Here is a 14,105-nt window from a genome sequence, read left to right on the forward strand (position 1 = left end):
GCACAAATGCCCTCATATGTGGTCACCCGCATTATCATTTGATAAGGCACGCAGAGATGGATTTACGGACGTTCCTGATGCAGTCTCCCGACCTGTCAGATGTGGCTTGCGCAGACGGTTTTGCATCTGAATGGAAACCAAGGCGTTTGGACAAAGGGGCGCACCTTACCCGGCAGGAACAACCCGAAACAGATGAGTTCGTTCTTTTGGAGGGGTGCCTGGTGAGCAGTATTTGTGACCGAGAAGGCAAAGAAGTCAGCGTCGGGTTTTATGTGGGTCCCTGCGTTATCACGCCAAATATTGCCCGGGCGCGTAACGGGGTGTCGCTCGTGTCCATTGTGGCAACAACCGATGCGCGGCTCGCAAGGATCGACAGCGATCTGCTTTCAGATCGGATGATTTCATCTGAACCCATCCGAAACTGGGCCAATGGTGTTCTACGGGACGCGCTAAGCCGGAAGGTGGATCGGGAGTGGTGCCTCGCCGCGCTGAAAGGGGCTGAGAGGCTCACATGGTTTCGCCAGGCATTTCCCGGCTACGAAGACATCTTTCCCCATGTTTTGATTGCATCCTTTTTAGGGATCACACCTGTCACCATGAGCCGTTTACGCACCGGCTACAAATGACGGAAAGCTGACTTTCGCGCGTCTTGCAGCATCGGTCAAAGAGGCTCGAAGCCGTCATTGGGCTTCGAGACCGTTTCGCGGTTTGGGAGCAACCGGTCTCCGTTCAGACATGTTGGCCGACGAGTGGAGCCGTGACTGCGCCGGCCCTTGGGGCCGGACCGGCGCGGGCACGGCGGGGCTGGAGCCCCCTGTTCCGTGCTCGGGGGGTGCTGGCGTGGAGGTTTCGTTTGAAATCCGGTGCGTTCGATATAGGCTTTTCGGCGGGAGGGGACCGCCATGAACGATACGGACATCTACCGAAACCAGAAGATGGGCGGGATGATCGGCAAAGGTCGGCGCACCGCATTGATCATTGTCGATTTTGTAAACGGGTTCATTGATCCCGAGGTCTTCGGGGGCGGGAACACACGCGACGCGGCGGAAGCAACGGTCCCCGTGCTGGAGGCATTTCGGGCGCGGAACCTGCCGGTCGTGTTTACGCGCATTGTTTATGCCGATGACGGCTCGGATGCGGGGATCTGGTGTGAGAAAGTGCCAAGGCTGCGTGAACTGACCGACTCCAGTCCGGCCAGCCATGTGATCGACATGCTCAAACCGCGCGCGGGTGAAACCGTCATCCGCAAAACGCAGGCATCGGCCTTCTTTGACACCAACCTCGGTTCACTGCTGCGCGGTCTCAACGTGGATGCCGTTGCCGTGGCGGGAGCGACCACGAGCGGGTGTGTGCGGGCCACGGTGGTTGATGCGATCAGCGCCAATTTCCGGCCAACCGTCATAACGGACTGTGTCGGGGATCGCGCCCTGGGGCCTCACGAGGCGAACCTTTTCGACATGCGGCAAAAGTACGCGAACCTTGTTACATCGGGGGAGCTTGATGCCTTGTTAGCCTGAAGGGCCGGGTTTGGTGGACTGTCGTCGCCATTGTTCGCCGGACGACAAAGGCCCGCTTACTGCGCATTGTCGACTTCCAGGCCCGCTGGATGCTTCGTATTTGCAGCATCACTTCGGGACAAGTGAGGGACGAAAATCCACATTTGTTCGAGAAGCTGTCGGCGACGGCTTTTTGTCCCTCACGCAAAATGAAACAAACCTGCCCTTGCGCCTATTCGGCGGTCTGGATCTCCAGTTGCACTTTCGAATACCAATCCGCGACCTCGCGGATTTCCACGTCGGTCAAATCCGCTGCGATCGCAGACATGATCTCGTGCTCCCGCTTCCCATTCCGAAACGACTTCAGTTGGGTGTCGATGTAAATATTCACTTCGCCCGCCAGATTTGGCGCGTCGAGAAGAACGGAGATGCCATCGGCCCCGTGACAGGAAACGCAGGCGTCGGGAGCGTCGTCTTCACGTGCGCCTTCCGGCAGTGTCGCAATCGCTTCGTGGGATGCGTACCAGGCAGCCACATCCGAAATCTGCTGGGCCGAAAGGCCAGCCGTTACAACAGACATCATCTCGTGCTCGCGCGCACCGGTCTTGAACGCCATAAGTTGGGCTTCCAGGTAGTCTTTTGGTTCACCGCCTATATGGGGCGCGATTGGGATCTGCGCATACCCGTCAATGCCATGGCACGTGCGGCACATGTTGGCAATCCTGCGTCCGGCGGCCGGATCGTCAGCGGCGGCCGGAGTCCCCCCGGCGAGCATCAACCCGCCGAGGATGGTCATTACGACAAATCTCATTCCGCAGCTGCGGGATTATAGGCAATACGCCATATCGCACCGGCGAAATCATCGGACACCAGCATCGAGCCATCGGGCAGGAACTCGATATCCATTGGGCGCCCCCGATATTCGCCCGTGTCCTCGTTGAGCCACCCGTCGGCAAACACCTGTGCCCCCGTTGCATCGCCGGTTTCAGGATCGAGCGCCGTGAACATCACGCGCGCGCCCACTGGAGTGGTACGGTTCCACGAACCGTGCTGCGCCCAGAAGATGCCGCCATGGTACTCTGCAGGGAAGCTGTCGTCGTGATAGAATCGCATGCCGAGGTCGGCAGCATGCGCGGTCAACTCAAGCTGGGGCTCGATAAACTCCACACCCTCAGGCCGCGGGGCATCAGCTTCGGAGACGATTTCGACGCGGGAATTGGTCCAGGGAAAGCCGAAATGCTGCCCGGCGGCCGTCTGACGGTTCAGTTCGCCCGGCGGAATGTCGTCGCCCATGCCGTCAACCTGGTTGTCGGTCCACCAAAGCTCTCCTGTCTCCGGGTTGAAGTCCTGCCCGACCGAATTCCGTACGCCGCGAGTGTAAACCTCGCGTTCCGAACCGTCGGTGTTCATCCTGATGATGCCCCCGATTCCAATCCTGTCGTACATCTCGATCTTGTCGACCGGTTGCACGTTGTGCGGCTGACCGAGCGAGATGTAGAGCTTGCCATCCGGACCGATGTCGCAGACCCGGGCTGTGTGGTTGAAGCTCTCTTCTTCCGCCGGGATCAGTTCGCCCTGGGGAACAACCACACCGACAGCAGGGTCCGGCCCTTCGAAAAAGAACTCCGCAGCGGGTAAGACGAGAACCCGGTTGCGTTCAGCAATGTAGAGGAATCCATCGGGAGAGAAACAGGGTCCGTTCGGTATATCGAAGGTGATCGAGGGTGCGAAGTCCTTGACCTCATCTGCTACGCGATCCCGGTCACGGTCGACGATCGACCACACCTTATCCTTTCGCGTACCAGCAAAAAGTACCGTGCCCTGCGGCGCCATTGCCATTGAGCGTGCATCCGGCACGACAGCATAGAGACTGACTTCAAAACCATCGGGCACATTGATGTGCTCGACGATCGCCCTGAGTGCCTCGGCCCGGTCGCCTTCCTGGTCAACGAACGTAAATGTGGCGTCCGTCTTCTGCATATTGGTGAGTTTGTTCATGTTGTCCTGAGCCATAACCGGCCCAGCCAACATCGTTCCGAGCAGAAGGCTCGGGAAAATCTTCCGATTTGTCATATTATCCTCCCATATTTCTTACGAGGTGGTTTGACGCTTTTGCGCCGTCTTTGCCCCACGCTGGAAAATACTCGCTTTTCGATCCGGTAGCTGTCAACTTTTTTACAAGTTTTGACACGAAGACCATCCTGCGACCGAACCATGGGTTGGTTGGACTAACTCGTTTACCCAGGTTGCAATTCGGTTCGATCTTCCTTTTAGGATCACTCTTCCTGACCTTTTCCATGTGCCCGGCGCGGGCACGGCGGGGCTGGAGCCCCTCTGTTCCGTGCCCGGGTGGGCTTGGCGGATTGTCCGCTTTCCGACCTTGATCAGGCTTCGAACTCTTCGAGGAGATACCCGTTTTCGTAAGTCCCGGTTCTGATCCGGGACATGCTGACGGGGCGGGCGCAGGCGCCGAAGAGGGGCGTGCCGGTTCCGAGGACGCAGGGGGCGCGCTTGAGGATCAGCCGGGTGATCAGGCCCTGTTCCAGCATCCAGCCCGCGAAGTCGCCGCCTCCGCAGAGGTATACGGGGCCATCAGCGGTGCGCGCCAGGTCCCTGACCGCGTCAGGGGTCGGGCGGCGGCAAATCTGGATTTCGGCGGGTTCCGGCACCTTCAGGGTGTCGGAGAACACGGTGGTCTGCATGTGGGGATAGGGGTTTCGGCCGGGTTCCAGTCCGAAACCATAGCCGAACTCGTAGGTTTTTCGGCCGATGATTGCCGTTTTACAGGTCCCGAGGCGCTTGAGGTAGTCGTCGACGACGCGTCCGTCGTGGGCGAATTTTGAGATGTCCCCGGACGTGCCGGAGATGAAGCCGTCGAGCGAGACGGCAACGTCATAGATAATGGGCTGCATGAGGTGCTCCTGTTCATAATTTCCCTGGATGCCGTTGGGCTTCCGACGGTGTTGGAAATTATTTGATCACTGGCAGGGCACTCCTTGGTTGGGGTCTATCCAGCCAGAGTTTTGGTGTCCGGTCAACAGGCTGCCGGGTGGAGGCGGGCCTTCGGGAGCGGTAAGAGGTTGCCGCGCGTTCCTTGACTTTCTTACCCCACGCAAATTATTTTGTGGGGTATGAGCGGATATGACTATCACAGCGGCATCGGTGCGGCGGCCTGGGCGGAGGTGCTCCGGCTGTTGCGGGACCGGGAGGTGTCGGGGCTGAAGGGCACGCCCCGGATGAAGATCATCAACGGGCGGGGCTACTGGTACGACCATTACCGGATCGGGTCGGAGACGGTGGACCGGTATATTGGCGAGGATGGTGCGGAGCTGCGCTCGCGGCTCGACCGTTATGGGGAGATGCGGGCGCGGGACCAGCGGTCGGCGCGGGAGCGGGCGCGGCTGATGCGGGTTTTGCAGGCGGAGGGGTACCTGATGTCCGATGTGGGCACGGGTCAGATCGTGTCCGCCATGGCCCGGGCCGGGGTGTTTCGCCTCGGCGGCACCCTGGTGGGTACCCAGGCGTTTCGGGCCTATGAGGGGCTGTTGGGGGTGCGCATCGGGTTTGACCAGAGCGCCATGACCGATGACATTGACGTTGCGAGTTTTGAGCGGCTGTCGCTCGTGCTGGATGACCGGCTGGACGAGCCGTTGGCGGGGGTGTTTTCCGACCTGAAATTCGAGCCTCTGCCGTCGGTGGACCGGGACGGGCGGGTGTGGCGCTGGCGGCAGACGGACCGGCAGACGCTGGTCGAGTTTCTCACGCCGTCCTTCAGTGAGGAGGAGGGGGTGCGGGAGCTGGCTGCGCTGGGGGTGAGTGCGCAGAGCCTGCATTTTCTCAACTACCTGATCGCGGAGCCGGTGCAGGTGCCGTTTCTCTACCGCTCCGGCGTGCTGGTGCAGGTGCCGCGGCCGGAGCGTTATGCCATTCACAAGCTGATCGTGGCGGACCGGCGGCGGGACGGGCCGGACGCGCTGAAGTCGCGCAAGGACCGGGCGCAGGCGGCGTTTCTCATTGGGGTTCTGGCCGGGGAGCGGCCGGAGGATCTGGTAGAGGCCTGGGAGGAGGCGCGGGGCAGGGGCGCGGCCTGGCGGGCGCGGATTGCGGCGAGTTTGCGACGGATGCCGGAGACGCGGGAAGTGCTGCGGCAGGTTGTGGGGTAGGGGCGGCTGTGCCCGTTCGCTGAGGGCGTGGACGCCGGGCGGGGGGTTGATTGGGGCGGTTGGTATCCATCGCTTTGCTGTTGCCCCCGGCACGGAACAAGGGGCGTCCAGCCCCGCCGTGCCAGCGCCTGACCGGAGACGCGGGAGGTTGTGCCGCGGATTGTGGGGTAGGGGCGGTTGTGCCTGTTTCCTGAGGGCGTGGACGCCGGGCGGGGGAGGAGTATTCCCCGACCGGGGCAGGGGCCGGTATATACGGAGTTGCAGTCAGACACTGTTTCGGAGGTTAAATGGACCTGATCCTGATCCACGGAGCGCCGGTCACGGGGAAAACCACGGTTGCGAAGGCGCTGTCGCGCCTGACGGCGTTACCGGCGGTGGACAATATCCTCGCCATTGATCTTGCGCGACAGGTGTTCCCAAACGGAGACGGTGGTTTTTGGCCGCTTGTGCATGAGTTGCGGCTTACGACGCTGCGGGCGGCGGTGCGTGCGGGGATGCCGCGGTTGATCATGACAGCGGCCTACAGTCATCCCGACGATCTGCCGCTATATGAGGATTACGAGCGGGTGGTTCAGGAGGGTGGGGGGCGGGTGGTGCCGGTATACCTCTCCTGTTCGGAAGCGACGCTGATGGAGCGGGTGGTGTCGGAGGATCGCAGGCGGCGGGGCAAGCTGTCCACCGTTGAGAGGTTGAGGGGGCATCTGGCGCGGAACAGTTTTGCGGCGCTGCCGCGGGAGGGGTGTTAGAGGTTTTCGACGGAGGACGTTGGGCCGGATGAAACGGCTGCAGGGATTTCGGCGGAGTTGGGGCTTTGGGGGTGATGGAGGGGCATCACCGTTTCAACTGTCCCGCCCGGCGGCAACGCCGGGCTGCGCCGACCCTCCGCCAGGAGGCGCATTCGCGCCACCAGGGTCGGCGCAGCCCTTGGGTGATGGGCGGAAACGTCGGAACCTCTTAGTCTTCGCTTGAGGCCAGCGGCGAATGACGGCAGGAGGGACGCCAAACATAACCAGGGGCAGTGTGATGAGTAACAAAATCCGGGCGGCGGTGTTTGATCTGGACGGGACGCTGATTGACAGCGTGCCGGATATTGCGGCGGCGGCGAACCGGTATCTGGAGGCGCGGGGCTTGCCGGTGCTCGATGCGGAGCTGGTTGAGACCTTTGTGGGCTGGGGGCCGCGGAAGCTGATGGTGGATGTGCTGAAGACCCTCGACCAGCCAACGGACGACGCGGCGGTGGATGCGGCCGTGGCGGGGTTCATGGAGGTCTACTGGCGTCATCCGGCGGATCTGACGCGGTTTTTTCCCCATGTGCGGGAGGATCTGGAGACCCTGAAGGCCGCCGGGATTGCGCTGGGGGTCTGTACGAACAAGCCCCATGACCTGACGCTGAAGGTGCTGGAGACGCTGGGGGTTGGGCATCTCTTTGCCTCGGTGGTGGGGTCGGGTGTTGCTGCCGCAAACAAGCCCGATCCGGCGCATCTGCTGGAGGTGGCGCGGCGGATGGATCTGGCGCCGGGCGAGTGGGTTTATGTGGGCGATACGGTCGTGGACCGGCGCACGGCGGAGGCCGCCTGCGTGCGGTTTTTCGCGGTGCCCTGGGGCGGCGGGCGTCACCTGGAGGTGGCGGAGGAAGTTCGGTTGTCGCGGCTGGCGGATCTGGTGGAACCGGGGTGAGCCTCTCATGCGGTTGTGAGGTTCACACACTCTGAAGAACTACGCGATTGCTGATGCCTGGTTGGGTGTGTTGTGCGCAGGTCCAGTGGCTCTCCCGGCGTGTCGGCACGACACGCCATGCCCGACTTTCCCCCCGGGAGGGCATCCCCGACGTCGGCCTTTGCTCCGTGGTTCCGGGAGTTTGAGCGGTACGCGCTGGTCGACCGGGGCGGAGCCCTCCCAAAGTCGTGCATGGCGCGTCGTGCCTTGGGTTGGGGCTGAGGGTGGTGACGTGTGAATTTGGTAGCCTTGGCGGGAGGAGTGTTGTGGGGCGTGAACCTGTCAGCCGTCCCGCCCGGTGCCCGCACCGGGCTGCGCCGACCCTCCCCGTCACGCCGGTGGCGTGCCTGAAAATAATGGCGTGCCTTCGGCACGACGAGGCGCATTCGCGCCGCCAGGGTCAGCGCAGCCCTTTGGTTTTGGGCGGAAGGCGTGAGAGCAGACGGTCAGCTTGAGCCTATGGTGCGGGTGCGGGCGATGGCGGCGTCGAGACCTTTCGCGATGTCCTGCGCGATGGTTGAGCGGCGCATGTCCTCGAGGCCGGCGGCAGTGGTTCCGGCGTAGTCGATCATTTGCTGGACGTGCTCGGCAGGGGTGGGCTGAGCATTCGCCATCATGGTTCCGGCGCTGAGGAAGAGCTGGCGCACGGCGCGGTCGGCCATGGCGGGCGGGACGGACAGGAGGATCACGTCGCAGCCCTGGGCGAGGTCCTGGTTGTTGGTGGTGAGAGTTATGTCGGGGTGGTCGTCAAAACCGTCGGCGCGGCCGGAGCGGTTGGAGATCCAGAGGCGGTCGGGCGGGATGGTTCTGGCCTTGAGGATGGCATGGGCGATGGCGTAGCCGAGCATGCCGGTGCCGCCGATGATGCCGAGGGTCCAGGGGTCTGCGGTCATGGGCGGTCTCCTTTTATGTTGTGTCAGCGGGCGGCCTGGGCGGGCTCCGCACTGTGGCTGACATGGGCCGCGAGGTCCTGGAGGAAGCGGGCCATGACGGTGACGGTTTGGCCCATGTCGGCGTCGGTGGCGTATTCCTCGGGCGAATGGCTGATGCCGCCGCGGCAGCGGGTGAAGAGCATGACGATGGGACAGAGATCGGCCATGGCGGAGGCGTCATGGGTGGCGCCGGAGGGCAGTTCGCGGGGTGCGATGCCCTCAGCCTCACAGGCGCCAGCGAGGAGCGTGCGGAAGCCTTCGTCGCAGGAGACGGCGGTCTGCTCGTAGGTGCGCTCGAAGGAGACGTCGATGCGGCGGTTGCAGGAGATTTCGGCGCAGAAGCTCTTGAGCTCGCCCGCAAACCGTTGGCGGATGGCGTCGTCGGTGCCGCGGATTTCCACGGTGACGGTGACCTCGCGGGGGATGCCGTTGACCACGTTGGGGTGGTTTTCGATCCGGCCGACGGTGGCACGGATGTTGGGGTCGGTGGAGGCGAGGCGGTCGACCTCGGCGATGAGGTGCGCGGCGGCGACAAGCGCGTCCTGGCGGAGGTTCATGGGCACGGTGCCCGCATGGCCGGTGGCGCCGGTGAAGGTGACGGTGTTGCGCTCGATGCCGCAGATGCCGGTGACGATGCCAAGGGGCAGATCCTCGCTTTCCAGCAGGGGGCCCTGTTCGATATGGGCCTCGAGATAGCCGAGGATGTCGCTGCGGCTGCGGGCGATTTTGGCGATGGTGGCGGCGTCGCCGCCGGCGGAGTTGAGCGCGCCCGCGAGCGTCACGCCGTCCTGGTCGCACATGTCGAGCACGCGGTCATCGAGCGTTCCGGCGAGCGCGCGGGGGCCGATCAGGGCGGTGGGGAAGCGCACGCCCTCCTCATCCGCGAAGGCGAGGACCTCGACGGCGAAGGGGAGGGTTATGCCGTCGGCGGCCAGTTTTTCGAGCGCGAGACAGCCCAGGGCCACGCCCATGATGCCGTCATAGGCCCCGCCGCCCAGCACGCTGTCCTGGTGGGAACCGATGAGGAAGGTGGGCGACCCTGGCGGGCCCTCCCGCCGTCCGATCAGGGTGCAGGCGGCGTCGAGACGGGTTTTTAACCCGGCCGCTTTCATCCACTGGCTGATTTTGTCCCGGGCGTCGGCGTGTTCCTGGGTGAAGGGAAACCGGGTCACGCCCGCCCCGGGGGCGGAGAGGGTTGCGATGTCCTGCAGGCGGTGTTGTGCTTCGCGTCCCCAGTCCATTCATCCCTCCCGTTTTGTTTTTTTGTGTGGGGGGAAGCTTAACATGGGGATTGGGGAGGGGAAGGGGACACCTGATCGCAGCTACCGGTTGTTCGCAACTTTCGCTTTTTTCTTCTCACGCCCCGTCTCGCGTCGGTGCGTGTCGGCCAAGGTCGTCGACCCGCTGTGCTGTGTCGATAGTTCTAAAACGTTACGCCGTGTAGCCTTAACATTTGGAAAGGTGTCATTGTGGAAATTCCATGCGCGATAGCGGCGTCCGGAATCTTGATCTTACTCTTTGCGGCAGGTGCGCTGGTTTCGAGTGTGATAATCTGGTGGCCACCAAGCATCGCGTAAGCGACGAGGTAGGAATCTGCCTTGCTCAAAAACTCTGTCGTTGCCGAAGCGGTATAGCCGTTGGAGGTTGCCCACGAAGCGACCTGAGCCATTGTGTTTTTCACGGCAGTATTGTCTGGCAAAAATATTTCGGACCCATGCATGTCTATCCAGTTCTTAATTTGGTCATCCTTTTTTCGGAGTTCTCGTTTCACAGGGGATATGCTTTTGACGTTACCAGCCGTAGCAGCATCAGCGATCCACGACCAATAGCTGCTGCAGATGTCGAAAGCGTAGTAGGTCAACGCTGGAGTAAGAAATGCATTAGAATCCAGTAGTAGCGTCAACTAATCACTCCAAGATGCCGTGCTTCTTTGCGGAAGGTATCGGAATTCTTGATGCTAAGAAGTTCAAACGCATCGCCCATGAGGGTCTGACCTTCGAGTGCCGCCGAAATGACCGCGGAGGCAAAATTAGGATCGACCCGTGCGCCCATTGTACTGTAAAAGTCACCGCCTCCAGCTTTTTTCTGATTTGCTTTTTTCTTTAGAAAGTCCAATTCGTATTCGTAAGCTGTTTGAAAGTCTTCGTAAGATATACGCCCAAGGTCTTTTATTCGACGTAGCGCAACAAGTGTGCTGACCCTGAAAGTCCGAGCAATAAGTGTCTTGGCTAAATCGACATCGCTTGGCAGAACCATGTTAACAAGCTGGGCAATCGGAACCAGCACCTCTGCGGCAACCGCGTTGCAAAAACATTCTACCTTAAAGTCGGTCGCAAGGTCTTCGGGAAGGTCGTCGGCAGCGCTGTTACTTACACCGTCCTTGCCAATCCAGATATGAGCGAGTTCGTGTGCGAGCGTGAAGATTTGTCCTGCCTTAGTGTCCGCACCGTTGATAAAAACCAACGGCGCAAATGGATCGGCAATAGCGAAGCCTCGAAACTCGCGAGGATTTAACGGTCTGTGTGTGTTATTGCCAACAACGCCATTGACCATGACGAGTATTCCTGCGTCGCGAGCCAGCATGATAAAGTGGCGCAAAAACTCTTCCCAATTGGCTGCTTCGCTGCGGCTGCCAACTTCAAGCCCTAATTCGGTGCGGATGTTTCCTGCAACAATTGCGGGTGGATCGCCGGTTGCGGCAGAGCCGACAAAGGGCAGAACATCGGCGTCAGACCCTGCAAGGTGTTCACGATACCACCTCTGACGTCGCTGACATGTGTGAATGGTATCAATTAGTTCTGTACTCGGGCGTTGTGTCTCGCCTTCTGCCATCCGCCTGAAGTCCGGTAAGGGAAGTCTTTCTTCCGGCGGTGCTGGCAAGAAAAACATGCCCAACGGCAGATGCAGGACGCTGGCAAGAGTTTCGAGCTGTTGAAAAGTCGGCCCACCTTTCCCTTCAAGCCAGATCGGGTATTTTTTGAAACGCTTGGCGAGGGTATCGAATGGAATCCCTGCGCGTTCCCGCGCCCATTCAAGCACGTCAGGCGACAATTCTACCTGCGGCATATGATGCTCCCAGCTACCATGTACAACAATGTGATCATAGCCGACTGTTAGTAAAGAAAATTATCCGTGTGCCGTATACAGCTGCCGCATTCTTCCAACAACACTGATTTAAATTAGCAGCGTTAGACCAAGTCTGATTCCTTTTAGCACGGCATCAAATGGTGGCAGAGCCATTGGATGGCTCCTCTTCCATTTTTCCCTGTCAATTCCATCTTTATGAACCGGTGAGAGACCCGGAGCCGACCCTAAAGAGACCCCGGGCACGGAACAGAGGGGCTTCAGCCCCGCCGTGCCTGCGCCGGACCGGGCCCGGAGGGCCGGCGCATGTTGACGGTTTTCCTGAGCTTTGGGGGAAGAGGTATGGGGCGGCATAAAAACGCGAAGCGCAGCCGTTGGGGGCGTCGTCCCCCCGGTCCGGCGCTGGCACGGCTTTTTCCCAACGGCTGAAATGTTTGTGGTGGTTGGGGTGTGGGTGTCGCCCGGAGGGCCGGCGCATGTTGACGGTTTTCCTGAGCTTTGGGGGAAGAGGTATGGGGCGGCATAAAATCGCGAAGCGCCGCCGTTGGGGGCGCCGTCCCCCCGGTCCGGCGCAGGCACGGCTTTTGTCCGGCGGGTGTCCGGTCGATCCGCGTTGTGGTTCGGCCTTCCATTGTTCCCCGTCAATTTATCATGATAAACCGGTGCAAGGCTTGGTGTGGAGGGTGTCCGGGGGTGTCGGTGAGCAGGGAAACGGGGAAACTCCGGGGGTCGGGGGCGCGGCGGAGCCGGCCGGTGCAGGTGGCCGACGCCATCAAGGACTGGGTGGTGGAGCATGGTCTGCGCAGGGGCGACCGGCTGCCCTCCGAGCAGGACATGATCGGGCGGTTTGCCATGTCCAAGGGCACGATCCGCGAGGCGATGCGCATTCTGGAGGCCCAGGGGCTGATCGAGACGCGCACTGGGCCGGGCGGTGGCAGTTTTGTCGGTGAGGTCAGTGCGGAGCGGGCGCGGGCTTTGCTGGGGAACTACTTTTATTTTCGCGATCTGAGCGTGGCGGATATCTACCAGGTGCGGCGGCTCCTGGAGCCGGAGCTGGCGGCGTCTTTGGCCGGGCGGCTGGATGAGGGGCAGCTGGGCGCGCTGGAGGACGTGATTGCGCGCTATCCCGAGCCCGCGCGGTCGATGGAGGAGGAGCGGGAGCAGCACATCGCCTCGCTGGAGTTTCACGCGCGGCTGGCGGAGTTCGGGGAGAACGAGCTTCTGGGGTTTCTGATCGGGTTCATGGCGCGGATCCTGTCGGATCTGACCGTGCACCGGAAGCTCTATGAGCCGCATAACATCGAGCTGTGGCGGCGGGGGCGGGCCTATCAGTCCGATCTGGTGGGCGCCCTGCGGGCGGGGGATGCGGAGCGCGCGCGGGAGGTGATGCGCGACCACATGGACACGGCGCGGGCGCTGATGGAGCGCCAGGAGGCGGAGGTGCTGAAGCGGTTTATTGGGGGGTGACGCGCGGGGTTTTGCGCGGTGAGCCGGGGCTGTGGCGGACCGGGGGCGGCGCAGCTTTGGGGTGTGCGGCGCGGTTTTATGGTTGGGTGTGCTTCGTTGTTCGGAGGTAGGGGATAACGTTGACGGTGCGCCGGCCTGTCTATCGTGAATGTGGTATGCCTGGGACCGGCGGCGAGCCCGTGCGTCGGCCTGGGGGGATTGACCCCGGCCATGGGATTGGGCCGCCGCCGGTTGGTCTGACCAGCCTGAACAGTTGCATGTGCCGCATGAGCACGAAGACATGGACAGGAACCCAGGATGACACGGATCTTTGTTGGCGTCGACCTTTCGAAGGACTGGCTCGACATTTTCGACCCGCGCCGCGGCAACATCCGCCGTGCGAACACCCCGGCAGGGGTGAAACGCTTTCTGTCGGAACTCGACCGCGGAGACATGGTGGTCTTCGAGGCCACGAGCGGCTGCGACGGGCTTCTGCTGCGCTCCGCCCTGGGGGCGGGAATTCCCTTCCACAGGGTCAACCCGCTGCACGCCTGGCACTTCGCCCGCTCGCTCAACCTCCCAAAAACCGACCGTGTTGACGCCCGCATGCTGGCGCGGATGGGGGCGGAACGCGCGTTTGGGCCCTCTCCGGTTTTCCTGCCCGAACGGGCGGAACTGGCGGAGCTCTCCGGACGCAGGGACCAGCTCAAACGCATGGAAACGCAGGAAAGAAACCGGCTTGCCAAAGCCTCCACCGCCGCGATCCGCGCCGACATCACGGCCTCTCTCAGGGCGATCGCCCGTCGCATTCGCAAAATCGAGGCCGCCATCGACGCCTTCGTCGCCGCACACCCGCGTCTTGCGAGGCAGCTCGACCTGCTCGAGACCGTGCCCGGCATCGCGCGGGTGACCTCCGTCACGCTCCTGTCGCACATGCCCGAGCTGGGCACGCTCGACCGCCACACGGTCGCCTCACTGGGAGGCCTCGCACCACGGGCGCGGGAAAGTGGACGCTGGCGTGGACAACGGTTCACCGGCGACGGCAGGCGACAGATCCGGCGCGGGCTCTACATGGCAGCGGTCAGCGCCATGAGCCACCGCAGGCTTTGCCCGGCTTTCGTGGAACGCCTGCGCGCGAAGGGAAAGCCGGGCAAGGTGATCGCCGTGGCCGTCGCCCGAAAGCTGCTCACCATCGCCAACGCCGTCCTGCGCGACCAGAAACCCTGGCAGCCCGCCACCTGACACCACGCTCAAACGATACAGTTGCC

Annotated in this window: 14 protein-coding genes; 7 read left to right on the top strand and 7 right to left on the bottom strand. The window is 62.1% G+C overall.

What is annotated here, in order from left to right; translation table 11 throughout:
- The first annotated feature begins 77 nt into the window (after positions 1 to 77).
- Both ACP15P_RS18700 and ACP15P_RS18705 read left to right on the top strand, forming a co-directional pair.
- Entirely contained in the window at positions 78 to 626 is a 549-nt protein-coding gene (locus ACP15P_RS18700) for a Crp/Fnr family transcriptional regulator (protein ID WP_424930004.1), read from the top strand.
- 276 nt (positions 627 to 902) lie between these two features.
- Positions 903 to 1,517: an isochorismatase family protein gene (locus tag ACP15P_RS18705; protein WP_424930005.1), complete on the top strand. Its 615-nt coding sequence runs from the start codon at positions 903 to 905 to the stop codon at positions 1,515 to 1,517.
- A 211-nt stretch (positions 1,518 to 1,728) separates the two neighbouring features.
- Here ACP15P_RS18705 and ACP15P_RS18710 read toward each other — a convergent pair whose 3' ends face one another.
- The 3 genes from ACP15P_RS18710 to ACP15P_RS18720 form a co-directional block, all read right to left on the bottom strand.
- The gene (locus tag ACP15P_RS18710) at positions 1,729 to 2,292 is read right to left on the bottom strand and encodes a c-type cytochrome (RefSeq protein WP_424930006.1); all 564 of its coding nucleotides are present in this window, start codon (positions 2,290 to 2,292) and stop codon (positions 1,729 to 1,731) included.
- Between the two features lie 11 nt (positions 2,293 to 2,303).
- Complete coding sequence (locus tag ACP15P_RS18715; protein WP_424930007.1) at positions 2,304 to 3,569, bottom strand: PQQ-dependent sugar dehydrogenase; 1,266 nt, start codon at positions 3,567 to 3,569, stop codon at positions 2,304 to 2,306.
- 311 nt (positions 3,570 to 3,880) lie between these two features.
- Entirely contained in the window at positions 3,881 to 4,408 is a 528-nt protein-coding gene (locus ACP15P_RS18720) for a dihydrofolate reductase family protein (RefSeq protein ID WP_424930008.1), read from the bottom strand.
- A 219-nt stretch (positions 4,409 to 4,627) separates the two neighbouring features.
- Here ACP15P_RS18720 and ACP15P_RS18725 point away from each other — a divergent pair, with 219 nt between their 5' ends.
- From ACP15P_RS18725 to ACP15P_RS18735, 3 genes are all read left to right on the top strand, one after another.
- Positions 4,628 to 5,659: a nucleotidyltransferase family protein gene (locus ACP15P_RS18725; RefSeq protein ID WP_424930009.1), complete on the top strand. Its 1,032-nt coding sequence runs from the start codon at positions 4,628 to 4,630 to the stop codon at positions 5,657 to 5,659.
- A gap of 287 nt (positions 5,660 to 5,946) precedes the next feature.
- Positions 5,947 to 6,405 (top strand): P-loop nucleotide/nucleoside kinase family protein, encoded by a 459-nt coding sequence (locus tag ACP15P_RS18730; protein WP_424930010.1) that lies wholly within the window; start codon positions 5,947 to 5,949, stop codon positions 6,403 to 6,405.
- Between the two features lie 277 nt (positions 6,406 to 6,682).
- Complete coding sequence (locus ACP15P_RS18735) at positions 6,683 to 7,336, top strand: HAD family hydrolase (protein ID WP_424930011.1); 654 nt, start codon at positions 6,683 to 6,685, stop codon at positions 7,334 to 7,336.
- A 485-nt stretch (positions 7,337 to 7,821) separates the two neighbouring features.
- Here the strand turns inward: ACP15P_RS18735 and ACP15P_RS18740 are convergent, their stop codons facing one another.
- The 4 genes from ACP15P_RS18740 to ACP15P_RS18755 form a co-directional block, all read right to left on the bottom strand.
- Positions 7,822 to 8,268: a pyrroline-5-carboxylate reductase family protein gene (locus ACP15P_RS18740; RefSeq protein WP_424930012.1), complete on the bottom strand. Its 447-nt coding sequence runs from the start codon at positions 8,266 to 8,268 to the stop codon at positions 7,822 to 7,824.
- Between the two features lie 23 nt (positions 8,269 to 8,291).
- Positions 8,292 to 9,548: a M20 family metallo-hydrolase gene (locus ACP15P_RS18745; RefSeq protein WP_424930013.1), complete on the bottom strand. Its 1,257-nt coding sequence runs from the start codon at positions 9,546 to 9,548 to the stop codon at positions 8,292 to 8,294.
- Between the two features lie 182 nt (positions 9,549 to 9,730).
- Positions 9,731 to 10,210 (bottom strand): DUF4411 family protein, encoded by a 480-nt coding sequence (locus ACP15P_RS18750; RefSeq protein WP_424930014.1) that lies wholly within the window; start codon positions 10,208 to 10,210, stop codon positions 9,731 to 9,733.
- Complete coding sequence (locus ACP15P_RS18755; protein ID WP_424930015.1) at positions 10,207 to 11,373, bottom strand: ImmA/IrrE family metallo-endopeptidase; 1,167 nt, start codon at positions 11,371 to 11,373, stop codon at positions 10,207 to 10,209. Before ACP15P_RS18755 ends, ACP15P_RS18750 begins: the two co-directional genes overlap by 4 nt.
- Before the next feature lie 771 nt (positions 11,374 to 12,144).
- On the opposite strand from ACP15P_RS18755, the gene ACP15P_RS18760 reads away from it, so the two are divergent.
- Both ACP15P_RS18760 and ACP15P_RS18765 read left to right on the top strand, forming a co-directional pair.
- Positions 12,145 to 12,858, top strand: coding sequence for a FadR/GntR family transcriptional regulator (locus ACP15P_RS18760; RefSeq protein WP_424930017.1), 714 nt, complete (start codon positions 12,145 to 12,147; stop codon positions 12,856 to 12,858).
- A gap of 297 nt (positions 12,859 to 13,155) precedes the next feature.
- Positions 13,156 to 14,079, top strand: coding sequence for an IS110 family RNA-guided transposase (locus ACP15P_RS18765; protein WP_424928833.1), 924 nt, complete (start codon positions 13,156 to 13,158; stop codon positions 14,077 to 14,079).
- Positions 14,080 to 14,105 lie beyond the last annotated feature (26 nt).

The organism is Amaricoccus tamworthensis (assembly GCF_049800875.1).
Lineage (GTDB): Bacteria > Pseudomonadota > Alphaproteobacteria > Rhodobacterales > Rhodobacteraceae > Amaricoccus > Amaricoccus tamworthensis.

Excerpts from the sequence above, each read along its gene's own strand:
- ACP15P_RS18700 (WP_424930004.1), top strand. The coding sequence starts at position 78 with ATGCAGTCTCCCGACCTGTCAGATGTGGCTTGCGCAGACGGTTTTGCA.
- ACP15P_RS18705 (WP_424930005.1), top strand. The coding sequence starts at position 903 with ATGAACGATACGGACATCTACCGAAACCAGAAGATGGGCGGGATGATC.
- ACP15P_RS18710 (WP_424930006.1), bottom strand. The coding sequence starts at position 2,292 with ATGACCATCCTCGGCGGGTTGATGCTCGCCGGGGGGACTCCGGCCGCC.
- ACP15P_RS18715 (WP_424930007.1), bottom strand. The coding sequence starts at position 3,569 with ATGACAAATCGGAAGATTTTCCCGAGCCTTCTGCTCGGAACGATGTTG.
- ACP15P_RS18720 (WP_424930008.1), bottom strand. The coding sequence starts at position 4,408 with ATGCAGCCCATTATCTATGACGTTGCCGTCTCGCTCGACGGCTTCATC.
- ACP15P_RS18725 (WP_424930009.1), top strand. The coding sequence starts at position 4,628 with ATGAGCGGATATGACTATCACAGCGGCATCGGTGCGGCGGCCTGGGCG.
- ACP15P_RS18730 (WP_424930010.1), top strand. The coding sequence starts at position 5,947 with ATGGACCTGATCCTGATCCACGGAGCGCCGGTCACGGGGAAAACCACG.
- ACP15P_RS18735 (WP_424930011.1), top strand. The coding sequence starts at position 6,683 with ATGAGTAACAAAATCCGGGCGGCGGTGTTTGATCTGGACGGGACGCTG.
- ACP15P_RS18740 (WP_424930012.1), bottom strand. The coding sequence starts at position 8,268 with ATGACCGCAGACCCCTGGACCCTCGGCATCATCGGCGGCACCGGCATG.
- ACP15P_RS18745 (WP_424930013.1), bottom strand. The coding sequence starts at position 9,548 with ATGGACTGGGGACGCGAAGCACAACACCGCCTGCAGGACATCGCAACC.
- ACP15P_RS18755 (WP_424930015.1), bottom strand. The coding sequence starts at position 11,373 with ATGCCGCAGGTAGAATTGTCGCCTGACGTGCTTGAATGGGCGCGGGAA.
- ACP15P_RS18765 (WP_424928833.1), top strand. The coding sequence starts at position 13,156 with ATGACACGGATCTTTGTTGGCGTCGACCTTTCGAAGGACTGGCTCGAC.